This window comes from Mycobacterium colombiense, from assembly GCF_003284975.1.
GTDB lineage: Bacteria > Actinomycetota > Actinomycetes > Mycobacteriales > Mycobacteriaceae > Mycobacterium > Mycobacterium europaeum_A.
The window spans coordinates 1-15,422 of record NZ_QMEU01000060.1; the positions used below are offsets into that span (position 1 = coordinate 1).

A 15,422-nucleotide genomic window follows, 5' to 3' on the forward strand; every position below is an offset into this window, starting at 1 on the left:
CGCAGCTTGATTTCTCCGACATCTATCTCCCGGCGCCGACGTCCGCCGAACCCGACGTCCCGCCGCAGACGGCGCCGGCGGCCCCGCGCGGGGGAGCGCCCGACGCGACGGCGCTGGCCGCCATCCCGTGGTTCGGCGGCGAACCGGGTGCGTTCGCGGTGCCCGGCGGCATCGTGCCCACGGTGCCCGGCGTGCTGGCCGGAACGACACCGACCGTGCCCGCAGGCTCGCGCGGTTCGGCGCCGTCGTGGCTGCCCGATGCGCCGGCCGTCACCGACCTGGGCTGGTCCGACGCGCCCGCGTCGGCACCGACCGCGCCCGCCGGTGATGACGGGGACTATCACTTCCTGACCAAAGCCGCTCCTGTGCCGCGGCTTTCCGACGAGCACGAGATATTCGACGTCAACGCGGTACGGGCGGACTTCCCGATCCTGAAGGAGATCGTCAACGGTAAGCCGCTCATCTGGTTCGACAACGCGGCGACCACCCAGAAGCCGCAGGTCGTGATCGATCGGTTGTCGCACTTCTACGCCCACGAGAACTCGAATATTCACCGCGCCGCGCACGAATTGGCGGCCCGGGCCACCGACGCCTACGAGGAGGCCCGCAACACGGTAGCCGATTTCATCGGCGCCCCGAGCGCCGAGAACATCGTGTTCGTCCGCGGCACCACCGAGGCGATCAACCTGGTGGCGCACGCATGGGGTGGCAAGCATCTGCAGCCCGGCGACGAGATCGTCATCACCCACCTGGAGCACCACGCGAATATCGTTCCCTGGCAGCTGATTTCGCAGAAGACCGGCGCGATCCTGAAGGTGGCCCCGATCGACGATGCGGGCAACCTGCTGCTGAGCGAGTTCGAGGAGCTACTGGGTCCGCGGACCAAGCTGGTCGCCGCGAGCCAGGTGTCCAACGCGTTGGGCACCGTGGTACCGGTGGACAAGATCGTCGAGCTGGGCCACCGCTACGGCGCCAGGGTGCTGATCGATGGCGCTCAATCGATTCAGCACATACCGATCGACGTCGCCGAACTCGGTGCGGACTTTTTCGTGTTCTCCGGACACAAGATCTACGGCCCCACCGGAATCGGTGCGCTCTATGGCACCGAGGAGGCGCTGACCGAGACACCGCCGTGGCAGGGTGGCGGTCACATGATCGCCGACGTCACGCTGGACCGGTCGCTGTACCAGGGGCCGCCGACCAAGTTCGAGGCCGGCACCGGCAACATCGCCGACGCGGTCGGGCTGACCGAGGCGCTGCGCTACGTGCAACGGTTGGGCGTCGAGCGGATTGCCGCGTACGAGCACGCCTTGCTCGAGTACGCGACGCCGCGGCTGGCCGACATCCCGGGCGTGCGCCTGGTGGGTACCGCGCAGGAGAAGGCCAGCGTGCTGTCGTTCGTGCTGGCCGGCCACGAGCCGCTCGAGGTGGGCAAGGCGCTCAACGCCGAGGGCATCGCGGTGCGAGCGGGCCATCACTGCGCACAGCCCGCCCTGCGGCGGCTGGGCCTGGAGGCCACGGTGCGCCCGTCGTTCGCGTTCTACAACACCTTCGACGAGATCGACGTGTTCCTCAAGGCGGTGCGCCGGATCGCCGAGGGCGGTACCAACGTTGGTTGAGCGGTTCGCTTGCCGAGCGCCCGGCCAGCCGGGCGTGGGGATTCGAGCGCCCGCCCAGCCGGGCGCGTAGCGCGATGCGGTTGAGGCGCTGAACCTTTAAGTTCCCGCGCCCCAACCGAATACGCGCGACGTCAGCAGCACGATGCCGAGAGAGACGGTGGCGACGACGGTCAGCCCGATGACCGCGACCACCAACGGCCGCCACCCGGTGCGCGCGATCTGACGGATGTCGGTGTTGAGTCCCACGCCGGCAAAGGTCAGCAGGAACGCCCATTTCGACACGTTGGCGAGGTTGGCGGTCTGGCCCTTGGTCAGCCACCCCGCCGTGGCGATCGCCGAGACCACCAGAAAGCCGAGCACAAACTTCGGGAACTTGCTCCAGATGAACGCGGCCTTGGCCTTGGCGCCCCGGGCGATCTCGTCGGCTTCCCCTCGCGCGGCCCAAAACAGCGCGAAGCCCAGCACCACGAAGCCGATCAGCGCGTTACGGGTCGACTTCACCAGCACCGCGATCTTGCCGGCGTGGTCGGAGTACAGGTAGCCGGTGGCGGTGGTTTCGGCCGTGTTGTCGACGGAAAGTCCCGCCCACAAACCGAATTCGTGGTCGCTGAGTCCGATGGCGTGGCCCAACGGCGGCAACACGAACAGCGACACCGCGCCCAGCGCCAGGATCGCCGCGATCGCGTAGCTGACATCGGAGTTGCGGGCCCGGATCGCCCCCTTGGCCGCCACGATGGCCGACACCCCGCAGATGGACGTGCCGATCGCCAACAGCGAGCCGAGCTTGCCCGACAACCCGAACGCGCGGGCCACCACGATGATGATCGTCCCGGCAATGGTCATGTCCACCAGGATCTGCACCAGGCTGATCCCGCCGAGTTTGGCGATGTCGCCCAGCACGAACCGCGAGCCGAGCGCCACGATCCCGGCCTTGAGCCAGAATTCGTAGGTCAGCACGCCGGGGCGGAATATCGGGTGCAGGCCGATCGTGTTGGTGATCAAGAGCCCAATCACGATCGCCCACAACACATATTCGATGTCGGGCACGGTCCAGTGCTGGTGCTTGGCCAGTGTGTTCCACCAGATCTGGGCGTACTTGCCCAGCACCCCGACGCCGATCAGAAGCAGGATGCCGGGCACATAGTCCAGGGGACGGGTGCTGGTGAAGGTGACCTCGTCCGACGTTTCGTCGGGTGCCGTGCGGACGGTGCTCACGCCGGTCACCACGGGATCCGCGGAAGCACGTTGGCCACGGCCAACGCGACGATCACGCCAGCCACCGCGGTCGCCCACCAGTCCACCGACACCGAACCGAGCCGGGCCGCCCAATCCGGCCCCTGCGGAGCGTCGGGGTCCTTTCCGTTAGTTGGCACGCCTTCACCCACGATGACCGCTCCTCAAGCGCTTATGGCGGCGTGTCCCAGCCGCACCCCTTTGACCGGAATGGTGGCCTCCGGGCGCGCTACATCGGAAGTGATTGGCTCGGGCTGAATTTAGCTCGGCCCGTCGATCAGGTTGGCAGGCCGTGCTCCTCGGCATCGGCCCGATAGCGGTCCACCCACTCGTCGGAGCGCTGGTCGGCCTGACGCTCCAGCACCGGCTCGGGCGCCAACTGTGGATCCAGGCCCAACGCTTCCAGGATGGACCCCACCACCTGAGTCAGGTTGCGCCACAGCATCGGATACGAAATGTCCATGGGTTCGATGTTCTCTTCGGCGAACCAGTTCCGCCAACCCTCTTCCTGCGCGCGCAACATGGTGACGACGTGGGCGATGGCCCCGGCGTGATAGGTGGCGCGCGCATCCCGGACCGGGTCGGGCCGGCCGCGCCAGACCCGGGTCTGCACCGCCCGCCAGAACGACACCGCCTGGGAGATCACGTCGGGCCGGTAGACGTGAATCAGCAGCGGCTGCTCACCGACCACATCGGTGATCGCCGCCAGCAGGCCATCGCCGCTGCGGTCCGGCAGGTTCTTCGCACGGTCGAGCAGCAATGGCGTCTGGTTCCACATCAGCTTGCCGCCCCACACCCCGTTCGGGGTCCGCCCGACCGTGCGGATGTAGGCCCGCCAGATCTCGGGCGGCGCCAGGTCGGGCGTCCCGACGTCCAGCGGGTCGAGCAGGCTCAGGATCGACTCGTCCTCGACGCCGGCGAACCATTCCCGGGGCTGCGGGGACTGGCTGGTGGACGGCAGGTACTGGAAGAACTCCTGCGGCTCGCCGGCCACGCCGGTGGCGCGCAGCGACTCGACCAGCAGCGTGCTGCCGCTGCGCTGCGACGCCAACACCAGATATGACGACGGGCTATTGGTCACCGGCAGAGTGTATCCAGAACGCTCGAATCTTATCCGGGCGCGCGCGCTTAGGGTCAGGCTGAAGGAAACCATTGTGTTGAAACGGTCTTGCCCGAACTGTGGCTTTCGGCGACGACAGCCGAACGGGACGGTGGCCGTGGGTGCTCATCTGGTTTCGGAGCGGACGGACAGCCGCGCACGCGGCGCAGGCCGTGCTGCGTTGAGAAACGCTGCGTTGCAACCTGATTCGGACGGTCGCCCCGGCTTTCCCGCGCGCCGGACCCTTCGTCTGCGTGCGCCACCGGTCACTACTCGGTCCGTCTGCCGGCCGCCGCTGCGGGGCCGCTGCGTCGGGCCGGTTCCAAATAATCACGCAGGCCAACGGCCTGATAGCAACATCGGCGCAGGCCCGGCGGCGCCACCCAATATTTCTTCTTGTTGATTGCAAACCTGACGCCGGGCATCGTTTTGCCCGTACATTCCCTCATCTAGTGCGCTCAAGCAGACGCGGCGCAGGTAAACAGTGCTGATTGCCTTGGGGCCAGCGAATTACGAACGTATAAACGCTGTTACGAAAATGGGGGTCGGGTTGAGTCAAAGACCGCCGTTGGGTTGGACGAGCAGCGTGAACGCGGCGACCCTTGCGCGGCCCATGAACGCGCTGGGCCAATTCTTTCTGCTCAGCGCCGAGGCGTTGGTGGCGGCGGTGCGCGGCCCATGGGCGTGGCGCGAAGTGCTCGAGCAGATTTGGTTTGTCGCCCGCGTTTCCATTTTTCCGACGATTATGTTGTCGATCCCATACACGGTGCTCATCGTGTTCGTCCTCAACATCCTGTTGGTCGAGATCGGCGCGGGCGATCTGTCGGGTGCCGGCGCGGGGTTGGCGTCGGTGACCCAGGTGGGACCGGTCGTCACAGCGATGGTCGTCTCGGGTGCCGGGTCGACGGCCATGTGCGCGGATCTGGGCGCGCGCACCATCCGCGAGGAGATCGACGCGATGAAGGTGATCGGCGTCAATCCGATTCAGGCACTGGTGGTTCCACGCATCATCGCGGCGACGTTCGTCGCGGTTCTGCTGTACTCGGTGGTGGCGGTCACCGGGCTGACTGGCAGCTACATCTTCGTGGTCTTCGTCCAGCACGTCACGCCCGGCGCGTTCGTCGCGGGGATGACACTGGTCACGGGGCTGCCGCAGGTGGTGATCTCGCTGATCAAGGCGACGCTGTTCGGGCTGTCCGCCGGCCTGATCGCCTGCTACAAGGGCTTGTCGGTGGGCGGTGGCCCGACCGGCGTCGGAAACGCGGTGAACGAAACCGTGGTCTTTTCGTTCATGGCCTTGTTCTTCATCAACATCCTGACCACCGCGCTCGGTGTGAAGGTGACGGCCAAATGACCGACGCCGCGCGCGAGCCGTCGTGGTTCGTCAGCCTTGGCCCCCGCCTCGCGGATTCCACGCGGAAGCTGGGCGAACAGACCGCCTTCTACGGGCAATCCCTGACCGCCACCGTCGATGCGGTACGGCGCTACCCGAACGAACTGTTGCGCCTGATCGCCGAGATGGGAATGGGCACAGGGGCATTGGCCGTCATCGGGGGCACGGTCGGCATCATCGGGTTTCTCACGCTGACCACCGGCGCCCTCGTCGCGGTACAGGGTTACGACACGCTGTCCAACATCGGCGTCGAAGCGCTGACCGGCTTCCTCTCGGCGTTCTTGAACGTCCGGATGATCGCGCCCTGCACCGCCGGTCTGGCACTAGCCGCCACGATCGGTGCGGGCGCGACCGCGCAGCTGGGCGCGATGCGCATCAACGAGGAGATCGACGCGCTGGAAGTCATGGGCATCCGCGCGGTCACCTACCTGGCGTCCACCCGGATCATCGCCGGCATCCTGGTCGTCATCCCGCTCTATGCCGTCGCCGTGCTGATGTCGTTCGTCGCGGCGAAGTTCCTCACGATCTACGTGTACGGGCAGTCACGAGGCGTCTACGAGCACTACTTCGCCACCTTTTTGCGCCCCACCGATCTGTTCTGGTCATTTTTGGCGGCGCTGACCATGGCGGCCGGGGTGATGGTCGTGCACACGTATTACGGTTTCACCGCCACGGGCGGTCCGGCGGGCGTCGGGGAAGCGGTCGGTCGGTCGGTGCGGTCGTCGATGATCGTCACGGCCTTCGTGTGCCTGATGATCTCGCTGTCCGTCTATGGGCAGTCCGGCAACTTCAACCTGTCGGGATGACCGGATGAGTACGCACAAAGCCGACGGGGCGTTCCAGCGAAACAGGACCCGCCACAGCAAGATCGACCCGATCTGGTGGGCCCCCACCTTGTTCATCCTGATCGGTGGCCTGATCGCGATGACCGCGGCCTCGTTCTCGGGCAAATTCCAGGCCTTCGTCCCGCTCACGCTGGTGTCCGACCGCGCCGGTCTGGTGATGGAAGACGGCGCCAAGGTCAAGCTGCGCGGCGTCCAGGTGGGTCAGGTCGCGTCGATCGGGACCGACGTGAAGACCGCTCGGCTGCAGCTGAAGATCCAACCGGACGCGTTCAAGTATCTGCCGAGCAACCTCGAGGCCGAGATAAAATCCACCACGGCGTTCGGCTCGAAATACGTCGATCTGATCGTCCCCGACCATCCGAGCGCGACATCGCTGAAGCCCGGTGCGCTGCTGCATTCGCGCAACGTCACCGTGGAAGTCAACACCGTCTTCGAGAACCTGCAGTCGGTGGTTCAGGCGCTCGACCCGGCAAAGCTGAACGCGATCTTGTCGGCCTTCGCCCAATCCGTGCGCGGCAAGGGCGACCGGCTCGGACAAGCGATCACCGACGCCAACAACGTGCTACTCACCGTCAACCCGCGCATGGACACCATCGGAAAGGACTGGCGGCTGTTCGGGAAGACCACCGCCATCTATTCCGATGCGGCGCAGAACATCTTGTCCATCTTGGACTCGGCGACGACGACGAGCGCGACCATCACGGACGACCAGCGCTCGCTGGATTCGTTGTTGCTGTCGGCGATCGGCTTCAGCCAGACCGGTATCAACGTGATCGGCCGCAACGAGTCGAACATCGTGCGGTCCATGAACCTGCTCGATCCGACCATGACCCTGCTGGAGAAATACTCGCCGACCTATACGTGCCTGTTCCAGGGTGCGCAGTGGTACGTCGACCACGGTGGCCGAGACGCCTTGGGCGGCAACGGCTATTCGGTGATCCTCGACGCGGCGCTGTTGTTCGGCGACGACCCGTACCGGTATCCGAAACACCTGCCCAAGGTCAACGCCACCGGCGGGCCGGGCGGAAAGCCGAGCTGCGGCTCGCTGCCCGACCCCAGCGCGAACTTCCCGGTGCGGGCGCTGGTCACCGATACCGGCTGGGGGGCGGCGCCGAACGAGATCCGCACCAACGTGGCCGCGGGAAATCCCTGGTGGGCCAACTGGTTCCCGACCACCAAGAACCCTCCGGAAGGGCCTCGCTACTTCTGGCGCGGGGGGCAGCCGCCGCCATGAGAAGGAAACTATCCAGCATCATTCTGCGGGTCGGCATCTTCACGGCGGTCTGCCTGCTGTTCACCTTTGCGCTGGTCGCGGTGTTCGGGCAGTTGCGATTCGAGGACCGCACCGGCTACCGCGCCATCTTCACCAACATCTCCGGCCTCAAGTCGGGCAACTTCGTGCGGATCGCCGGGGTGGAAGTCGGCAAGGTCGGCGACCTGAGCCTGCACCGTGACGGCACCGTCGCCGTCGACTTCGAGGTGGACAAAGGCGTTCGGCTCAACGAGGGCACCAAGGCCGTCGTACGTTACGAAAACCTGATCGGTGACCGCTATCTCGCGCTCGAGGAAGGCCCGGGACCGCCACGGCGGCTGCCGCCGGGGGCGACCATCCCGCTGGCCCGGACGTCGCCCGCGCTCGACATCGACGCGTTGATCGGCGGTTTCCGTCCGTTGTTCCGCGCACTGGACCCCGATCAGGTCAACGCCCTGTCCGGTCAACTGCTGCGAATCTTTCAGGGACAGGGCGGGACGCTGGCGTCGGTGCTGTCGCAAACCTCGATACTGACCTCCACCCTGGCGGGGCGCAGCGAGCTGATCGGCCAGCTGATCACCAACCTGAACACGGTGCTGCACACGTTCGCCACTCGCGATCGCGAGTTCTCCGACGGCGTGGACAAGCTGGCCCAGCTGGTGGACGGGCTGGCCCAGCGCCGGAACGACATCTCCACCGGCCTCGCCTACATCAATGCGGCCGCGGGTTCGATCACCGATCTGCTCGCCCAGTCCCGCCAGCCGATCAAAGACGTTGTGCATGAGACGGATCGCATGTCGGGGCAGGTGCTTTCGGACAAAGAGTACGTCGACAAACTGCTCAAGGATCTCCCGGACATCTACCAGGTGCTCTCCAGGCAGGGCCTCAACGGTGACTACTTCGGTTTCTACTTTTGCGAGGTATTGCTCAAGCTGAACGGTAAGGGGGGCAACCCGATCTTCGTCAAGCTGTTGGGCCAGCCCAGCGGGCGGTGCACGCCGCAATGAGGCTGAAAATTCCCAAGGTCAAATCGGGTGACCAGCGAAACCCTTTCGTGCTGGGCGTGATGGGAACCGTCATCCTGGCATGCGTGGCCATCGTCGCCTTCCAGTACAACAAGCTGCCGTTCATCAAGAACACCGACGACTACGCGGCCTACTTCTCCGAGGCCGGCGGCATCAAACCCGGTAACACCGTCCGGGTTTCGGGGATGGGCGTGGGCCGGGTCTCCGACCTTCGCCTGGAGGGCACCAAGGTCCGGGTGGGTTTCACCGTGCACAAGGGCGTCGAATTGGGCGACCGCACCGAGGCGGCGATCAAGACCGAAACCATACTGGGCGCCAAGATGCTCGAGCTGACGCCGCGCGGCGGCGGGAAGTTGTCGGGCACCATTCCGTTGGAGCGCACCACCTCGCCGTATGAGTTGCCCGACGCCCTGGGCGATCTGACGACAACCATCAGCGGCCTGGATACCGCCCAATTGTCCACGTCGCTGGGCACGTTGGCGAACACCCTCAAGGCGACGCCGGCCAATCTCAGGCCCGCGTTGGAGGGCGTCGCCCGGTTCTCCGATACCCTCAACGGCCGCGACGCGCAGCTACGCAGCCTGCTGGGCAACGCCAACAAGGTGTCGACGGTGCTGGGCAAGCGCAGCCAGCAGATCGCCGGACTGGTGGCGAATTCCAACGCGCTGTTGGCGGCCCTGCTCGATGAGCGGGATTCGCTGGACGCGTTGATGAACAACCTGACCGCGGTGTCGCATCAGATCTCGGGGCTGGTCAACGACAACAGGACCCAACTCAAACCCGCCCTGGACAAGCTCAACGGCGTATTGGAGATCCTGGACAACCGCAAGGAAGACATCCAGAAGACGTTGCCCAAGTTCAAACGTTACGCGATGTCCTTCGGCGAATGCCTGGGCTCGGGACCGTTTTTCAAGGCCTACGTCGCCAACCTGGTGCCCGGTCAGATCGGCGGCCCGGTGCTCGACGCGGACATGTACGACCGATTCCTGGACCCCAACCAGAAGCTGCCGTCGGAGGTGGTGGACCCGCCGACCGGCACCCCGCCGGTGCCGCCGGAGAACGCGCCGGTGCCGCTGTGGTCGCAGCCGCCGTCGCCCCCGCCGTCCACCCCGCCCATCCGGACCATTCCGCCGCCCTCGCCACACGATTTCGATTCGCCATGAACATCAGTCGGGGCACTCTCCAGAAGGCAACCGCCGCCACCCTGATCCTGACGCTGGTCGTGGCGTCGTTCGTGGTCGGCAACAAGTTGTGGAAAGACGTCGAAAAGAACACGTACTCGGCGTATTTCACCGAGGCCAACGGTCTGTTCGTGGGCGACGAGATTCGCATCCTCGGCGTCGCCGTCGGCGTGGTCGACAAGATCGAGCCCCAGCCCGGCAGTTCCAAAGTGACGTTCTCGGTCGACAAGCAGTATTCGATCCCCGCCGATGCTCGCGCCGCGATCCTGTCGCCATCGCTGGTGACGTCGCGGGCTGTCCAGCTCGTCCCGGCGTACTCCGGCGGCCCCAAGCTGAGCGCCGGCGCCTCGATTCCCCTGAGCCGCACTGCGGTTCCCGTCGAGTGGGATGACTTCCGCAAGCAGCTGGAAAAGCTGACCGACGCCCTGCAGCCCACCAGCCCGGGCGGGGTCAACTCCGTCGGCGAGTTCATCGACTCGGCGGCTGACAACGTGCGCGGCCAGGGCGACACCGCCCGCGACACCGTGCTCAAGCTTTCCGAGGCGATCTCGGCGCTCGGCGATCACGCCGACGACATCTTCAGCACGGTGCGCAACCTGCAACTGCTGGTGTCCGCGCTGTACTCGAGCAGCGATCTGCTGGCCTCGTTCAACCAGAACCTGGCCGGCGTGACGACGCTGCTGTCCAACACACCCAACGAAGTCGGCAACGCGTTGAAGTCGCTGGACGGCGCGCTCACGGATGTGCGTGATTTTCTGGCCGAGAACCGCGAAGCAGCGGGCGTCACCTTCGACCGATTGGGTTCCATCACCACGGCGCTCAACGACAGCCGCGGTGACATCAAGCAGATCCTGCACATCGCCCCGACGGTGTTCCAGAACTTCTTGAACATCTACCAGCCGGCCCAGAGCGCGATGACCGGCATCCTGGCCCTGAACAACTTCGCCGACATCCCGCAGTTCATCTGCAGCTCGATCGAGGCGGCGTCGCGGGCGCGCCTGGCGCGGGTGTCGAAGCTGTGCCTGCAGTACCTCAACCCGATCATCAAAAACCGCATCTACAACTACATTCCGGCGGGAATCAATCCGTTCGTCGGAACACAGGCCCGGCCCAGCGAGATCACCTACAGCGAGGACTGGCTGCGGCCCGGGTACACACCCCCGGCACCACCCGAGGCACCCGCGCCGCCGGATGGCGCACCCGCGCCGCCTCCCGAGCAGCCGGCGCCGGCCGACCAGCCGCCGCCGACCGAGGCCCCGTCCGCGCCGCCGGCGAACACGACCAGTTCGATCGAGGTGCTACAGAACCTGATGCTGCCGACGGGGCCCTCATGAGGCGCGCTGGGGCCGCAGTCCTGGGGCTGATATGTGTTGTCACTCTGTCGGCGTGTGGTTGGCGCGGCCTGAACTCCTTCAGCCTGCCCGGTACCGCCGGCGGCGGACCGGGCTCGTACACGATCCAGGCGCAGATGCCCGACGTGGTCACCATCCAGGAGAACACCCGGGTCCGAGTGGACGACGTGAACGTCGGCAACGTCACCAGGATCGAGCTGCAGGATTGGCATGCGCTGGTCACGATGCGGATCAACGGCGACGTGCACCTGCCGGCCAATTCGACCGCCAAACTCGGGCAGACCAGCCTGCTCGGTTCGATGCATATCGAACTCGCGCCGCCCAAAGGTGAAGCGCCGGTGGGCCAACTCAAGGCCGGGTCGGTCATCCCGTTGTCGCGCGCGAGCCTGTATCCCACCACCGAGCAGACGCTGGCCTCGGTGTCGATCCTGTTGAACGGTGGGGGCATCGGCCAGCTGCAGGAAATCACGCAGGCGGTCGCCAGAGCGTTCGCCGGCCGCGAAAACGACATGCGCAGCCTGCTCAACCAGATCGACGAGTTCATCGCGCGCACCAATGATCAGACCGACGACATCATCTCCGCCGCAGAGAATCTCAACTCTCTGGTCGGCCAGGTCGCCTCGAACGACACGGTCGTGGACAAGGCCTTGACGTCGGTGCCCAAGGCGCTGGACGTTCTGGCCGAGGAGCGCACCAAGATCGCCGACACGATCGATCAGGTCGGCAAGTTCAGTGCGATCGCCGCCGACACCATCCACCAGAGCAGGGAATCTCTGGTGAACAACCTGCGCAACATCGCGCCGGTGCTGCGCTCGCTCGCCGATGCCGGACCCTCCCTCACCAAGGGTCTGGATGGCCTGGTGACCTACCCGTGGCCGGCATCCACCGTGCGGAACTGGTTCCGCGGCGACTACGCCAACCTCACTCTGATCGTCGATCTGACGTTGAGCCGCATCGACCAGGGGTTGTTCACCGGTTCGCGCTGGGAGGGCAACCTCACCCAGCTCGAACTGCAGTGGGGTCGCACCATCGGCATGCAGCCCAGCCCGGTCACCGGGGGTAACCCGCTGACCTATCCGTACCATTTCGGGGGATACTGAATGCTTCGGTTGAATCGCCGGACGTGGATCCAGTTGTCAATCCTGACGCTGGTGACCGTCGTCTCTTGTGGCGCAATGGCATTCAACTTCATGAAGCTGCCCGCCACGTTATTCGGGATCGGGGAGTACAAGGTCACCGTCGATCTGCCGCAATCGGGTGGGCTCTACGAGACGTCGGTCGTCACCTACCGCGGCACCGACGTGGGGCAGGTCAAGTCGGTCGACGTCACCGCCACCGGGGTGCGCGCGGTGCTGGCCATGCGATCGGGAGTCAAGGTGCCCTCCGACGTGCAGGCGTCGGTGCACAGCCGATCCGCGATCGGCGAGCAGTACATCGAACTGACCCCCGGCAAGGACGGCGATGGTTCCCACACGTTGCACGACGGTGACGTCATCACTGCCGGACACGTCGACGTGCCCGTCGACATCGGGCACCTGCTCGACCTGACCAACCGTGCGCTGCAAGCGATTCCACGCGACAACCTGCGCACGGTGATCGACGAGACCAATCGGGCGGTCGGCGGCCTGGGGCCCGAGCTGTCCCGTATCGTCGACGGCTCGACCGCGCTGGCCATCGCCGGGGGTCGCACCGTCGACCCGCTTGCCGCCCTCATCGACCAGTCGCCGGCGGTACTCAATTCGCAGGTGCAGACATCCGAGGCGATCGCCACGTGGGCCGGCCGCACCGCGGCCATCATGGCGCAATTCAAGGCCCAGGACGCCGCGGTGCGAGACCTGTTGACACAGGGCACTTCCGGCGTCGAGGAGGGTCGAGCGATGTTGGACCGGGTGGCGCCGGCGTTGCCGGTGCTGTTCGCCAATCTGGTGAGCCTGGGCGACATCGCCGTCGTCTACCGCCATGACATCGAGCAACTCCTGGTCCTGCTCCCGCAGGGCATCGCGGCCATGGCGGCCATCATCGTGCCCAGCTCTAACACCAAGCAGGAGTACCGGGGTGCCCAGCTGGACTTCAACCTCAACCTCAACCTGCCTCCGCCCTGCACCACCGGCTACCTGCCGCCGCAGCAGCGCCGTTCACCGGCCAGCATCGACGCGCCGGACCGGCCGGCCGCGGACCTGTTCTGCCGGGTGCCGCAGGACTCGGAGTTCAATGTCCGTGGGGTGCGCAACATTCCGTGCGAGAGCAAGCCGTGGAAGAGGGCGCCCACGATAGAATTGTGTGAAAGCGACGAGGAGTACGTGCCGCTCAACGACGGCTACAACTGGAAGGGCGACCCGAACGCCACCACCAGCGGCCAGGGCGTGCCGCTTTACCCGCCGGGGCAGGATCCGCGACTGCCACCACCGCGTGGCACCGCCGCGGCGCCGGCGGCGCCGCCCCCGCCGCCCGCCGTCGCGACCTATGACCCGGCCACCGGCGACTACATCGGGCCAGACGGCCGCCGCTATACCCAATCGGACCTGGCCCACCCGCGTGCCAAGAACTGGCAACAACTACTTGTCCCGCAACCCTGACAGTTTTAAGGAGCACCATGGCGGACAACCCCGAAATTCCTACGGCGGAGGAAACCGTCGACGAGCCAACGGCAATCGACGTCGCCGAGGACATCGACGCAACCCAAACCGAGCAGGCTGAAAAACTGCACATCGGACACGCCGACAGTGATGAGAGTCCGGCCGCGGGCCGGCTCGCGCGGTGGCGCAAGCGTCTCCAGCGGCGGCGGCTGTCGCGCGTCGGGACGGCGTTGGTGGCCAGCGCGGTCATCGTGGCCGCACTGGCCGGCCTGAGTGGTTGGCTCGGATACCGGGCCTACCAGAAGCACGAGGCGCAGGCCCGGCAGAACCTGTATGTTGCGACGGCCCGGCAGGGCGCGGTGAACCTCACCACGATCAACTACACCCAGGTCGACGCCGACGTGCAGCGCATCCTCGACCTGGCCACCGGCGCATTCCACGACGACTTCGAACAGCGTGCCAAGCCGTTCGAGGAGGTCGTCAAGGCCGCACAGTCGAAATCGGAAGGGACGGTCACCGATGCCGGCCTGGAATCCCAGCGCGGCGATTCCGCCCAGGTCCTGGTGGCCGTCGCGGTGAAGTCGCGCACGGCCGGCGGTGAAGAGGCGCCCCGGGAATGGCGCATGCGCATCGAGGTCCGATCGGTCGGCGATGACGCCAAGGTCTCCAATGTGGTGTTCGTGCCATGACGACACTGAAGGAAGGCGTGAAAGTCGATACCGTCGACGAGGAACTGGATCCGGCAACCGAGGACGCACACCGGGAACCGGAGGCCACCGAGCCGGAAGAATCGTCCACCGAGGCGCACCCGAAGGCCGAGCGGACCAGGCGGCGCATCGGGTGGACGCGGTTGTTCGCCTACGGGATATTGCCCGGCCTCGCATTGGTGTTGGCGCTCGGCGCGGGATATCTCAAGTGGTCGGCCGGGGCGGCCGACGATCTTGCCCTGGCCCGGACCGAATCGGTGCAGGCCGCCCGCGAAGACGCCATCGCGTTGTTGTCCTATCACGCCGACACGGTGGACAAGGACCTCGCCGCGGCGCGCGAACGGCTGACCGGTGAGTTCAAGGACGCCTACGGCGAGCTGACGCGACAGGTCGTCGTTCCCGGTGCGAAGGAGAAGCACATCTCGTCGGTCGCCAAAGTCAATGCGGCGGCGTCGGTTTCGGCATCCGAAACCCATGCCGTGGCGCTGGTGTATGTCGACCAGACCGTGACCATCGGTGCGGGCGCCCCCACCGACACCCAGCCCGTCGTGCGGATGACCCTGGACAAGGTCAACGGCCGATGGCTGGTTTCGCGCTTCGACCCCGTGTGACCCGAGGAACCGTGATGGAAGTATCGGTACGCCGTTGCGCCCGGGTGCTGCCCGTCGGCGTGGTGCTGTTGGGGACAGCCACTGTGGCGGCCCCGGCCGCGCACGCCGACAACAAGCGGCTCAACAGCGCGGTGGTGTCGGCCGTCTACACCCTGCAGCACCAGGCGGGCTGCACCAACGACGTCGTCAGGAACAACGCCCTCACGCTGGCCGCCGAATGGCACGCCGATGACATGATCAACAACCGAAACATCAACGGCGACATAGGCTCGGACGGTTCCACACCGCAGGACCGCGCCAACGCCGCCGGCTTCGGCGGCCGGGCCGCCGAGACCGTGGCGATCAACCCGGCCATCGCGATCAGCAGCCTGGAACTGGTCAACCAGTGGTATTACAACCCGGACGACATGGCGATCATCCGCGACTGCGCCAACAACACCATCGGGGTGTGGTCGGACAACAGCATGGACCGCACAGTGGTGGTGGCGGTGTACGGACAGCCCGATCCGCCCAAGCGGTAGGCCTCGGC

General features: G+C 66.1%; 15 protein-coding genes. 12 read left to right on the forward strand and 3 right to left on the reverse strand.

Annotation, left to right across the window (positions count from 1 at the left end):
• A partial coding sequence (locus DQP58_RS17740; RefSeq protein WP_240629926.1) for a family 2A encapsulin nanocompartment cargo protein cysteine desulfurase occupies window positions 1–1,619 on the forward strand: 1,619 nt, incomplete at its 5' end.
• 96 nt (window positions 1,620–1,715) lie between these two features.
• Here the strand turns inward: DQP58_RS17740 and DQP58_RS17745 are convergent.
• From DQP58_RS17745 to stf0, 3 genes are all read right to left on the reverse strand, one after another.
• Window positions 1,716–2,846: a YeiH family protein gene (locus tag DQP58_RS17745; protein WP_112709581.1), complete on the reverse strand. Its 1,131-nt coding sequence runs from the start codon at window positions 2,844–2,846 to the stop codon at window positions 1,716–1,718.
• A complete protein-coding gene (locus tag DQP58_RS26855; RefSeq protein ID WP_165827908.1) occupies window positions 2,840–2,992 on the reverse strand; it encodes a hypothetical protein in 153 nt (50 codons plus the stop codon). The genes DQP58_RS17745 and DQP58_RS26855 overlap by 7 nt, the downstream gene beginning before the upstream one ends.
• 137 nt (window positions 2,993–3,129) lie before the next feature.
• The gene (stf0, locus tag DQP58_RS17750; protein WP_112709582.1) at window positions 3,130–3,933 is read right to left on the reverse strand and encodes a trehalose 2-sulfotransferase; all 804 of its coding nucleotides are present in this window, start codon (window positions 3,931–3,933) and stop codon (window positions 3,130–3,132) included.
• A gap of 604 nt (window positions 3,934–4,537) precedes the next feature.
• Here stf0 and DQP58_RS17755 point away from each other — a divergent pair.
• From DQP58_RS17755 to DQP58_RS17805, 11 genes are read left to right on the forward strand one after another with little or no spacing between them, the layout of a single operon-like run.
• The gene (locus DQP58_RS17755) at window positions 4,538–5,305 is read left to right on the forward strand and encodes an MlaE family ABC transporter permease (RefSeq protein WP_083063005.1); all 768 of its coding nucleotides are present in this window, start codon (window positions 4,538–4,540) and stop codon (window positions 5,303–5,305) included.
• Entirely contained in the window at window positions 5,302–6,150 is an 849-nt protein-coding gene (locus DQP58_RS17760) for an ABC transporter permease (protein WP_112709583.1), read from the forward strand. Before DQP58_RS17755 ends, DQP58_RS17760 begins: the two co-directional genes overlap by 4 nt.
• 4 nt (window positions 6,151–6,154) lie before the next feature.
• A complete protein-coding gene (locus DQP58_RS17765; RefSeq protein WP_112709584.1) occupies window positions 6,155–7,423 on the forward strand; it encodes an MCE family protein in 1,269 nt (422 codons plus the stop codon).
• Window positions 7,420–8,448, forward strand: coding sequence for an MCE family protein (locus DQP58_RS17770; RefSeq protein WP_112709585.1), 1,029 nt, complete (start codon window positions 7,420–7,422; stop codon window positions 8,446–8,448). The genes DQP58_RS17765 and DQP58_RS17770 overlap by 4 nt, the downstream gene beginning before the upstream one ends.
• Window positions 8,445–9,629: an MCE family protein gene (locus DQP58_RS17775; protein WP_112709596.1), complete on the forward strand. Its 1,185-nt coding sequence runs from the start codon at window positions 8,445–8,447 to the stop codon at window positions 9,627–9,629. Before DQP58_RS17770 ends, DQP58_RS17775 begins: the two co-directional genes overlap by 4 nt.
• Entirely contained in the window at window positions 9,626–10,981 is a 1,356-nt protein-coding gene (locus DQP58_RS17780; protein ID WP_112709586.1) for an MCE family protein, read from the forward strand. The genes DQP58_RS17775 and DQP58_RS17780 overlap by 4 nt, the downstream gene beginning before the upstream one ends.
• Complete coding sequence (locus tag DQP58_RS17785; protein WP_112709587.1) at window positions 10,978–12,099, forward strand: MCE family protein; 1,122 nt, start codon at window positions 10,978–10,980, stop codon at window positions 12,097–12,099. The genes DQP58_RS17780 and DQP58_RS17785 overlap by 4 nt, the downstream gene beginning before the upstream one ends.
• Window positions 12,100–13,575 carry an MCE family protein gene (locus tag DQP58_RS17790; protein WP_112709588.1) on the forward strand — a complete coding sequence of 492 codons (1,476 nt, stop codon included), beginning with the start codon at window positions 12,100–12,102 and terminating at the stop codon, window positions 13,573–13,575. It abuts the gene before it with no gap.
• A 17-nt stretch (window positions 13,576–13,592) separates the two neighbouring features.
• Window positions 13,593–14,264, forward strand: coding sequence for an Mce protein (locus tag DQP58_RS17795; protein WP_112709589.1), 672 nt, complete (start codon window positions 13,593–13,595; stop codon window positions 14,262–14,264).
• Window positions 14,261–14,893 carry a hypothetical protein gene (locus DQP58_RS17800; RefSeq protein ID WP_112709590.1) on the forward strand — a complete coding sequence of 211 codons (633 nt, stop codon included), beginning with the start codon at window positions 14,261–14,263 and terminating at the stop codon, window positions 14,891–14,893. Before DQP58_RS17795 ends, DQP58_RS17800 begins: the two co-directional genes overlap by 4 nt.
• 14 nt (window positions 14,894–14,907) lie before the next feature.
• A complete protein-coding gene (locus DQP58_RS17805; RefSeq protein WP_112709591.1) occupies window positions 14,908–15,414 on the forward strand; it encodes a CAP domain-containing protein in 507 nt (168 codons plus the stop codon).
• Window positions 15,415–15,422 lie beyond the last annotated feature (8 nt).

Bases quoted from the DNA above. Each gene is read 5' to 3' on its own strand.
- DQP58_RS17800 (WP_112709590.1), top strand. From the start codon at position 14,261: ATGACGACACTGAAGGAAGGCGTGAAAGTCGATACCGTCGACGAGGAA.
- DQP58_RS17765 (WP_112709584.1), top strand. From the start codon at position 6,155: ATGAGTACGCACAAAGCCGACGGGGCGTTCCAGCGAAACAGGACCCGC.
- DQP58_RS17790 (WP_112709588.1), top strand. From the start codon at position 12,100: ATGCTTCGGTTGAATCGCCGGACGTGGATCCAGTTGTCAATCCTGACG.
- DQP58_RS17795 (WP_112709589.1), top strand. From the start codon at position 13,593: ATGGCGGACAACCCCGAAATTCCTACGGCGGAGGAAACCGTCGACGAG.
- DQP58_RS17805 (WP_112709591.1), top strand. From the start codon at position 14,908: ATGGAAGTATCGGTACGCCGTTGCGCCCGGGTGCTGCCCGTCGGCGTG.
- DQP58_RS17780 (WP_112709586.1), top strand. From the start codon at position 9,626: ATGAACATCAGTCGGGGCACTCTCCAGAAGGCAACCGCCGCCACCCTG.
- DQP58_RS17785 (WP_112709587.1), top strand. From the start codon at position 10,978: ATGAGGCGCGCTGGGGCCGCAGTCCTGGGGCTGATATGTGTTGTCACT.
- DQP58_RS17770 (WP_112709585.1), top strand. From the start codon at position 7,420: ATGAGAAGGAAACTATCCAGCATCATTCTGCGGGTCGGCATCTTCACG.
- DQP58_RS17760 (WP_112709583.1), top strand. From the start codon at position 5,302: ATGACCGACGCCGCGCGCGAGCCGTCGTGGTTCGTCAGCCTTGGCCCC.
- DQP58_RS17775 (WP_112709596.1), top strand. From the start codon at position 8,445: ATGAGGCTGAAAATTCCCAAGGTCAAATCGGGTGACCAGCGAAACCCT.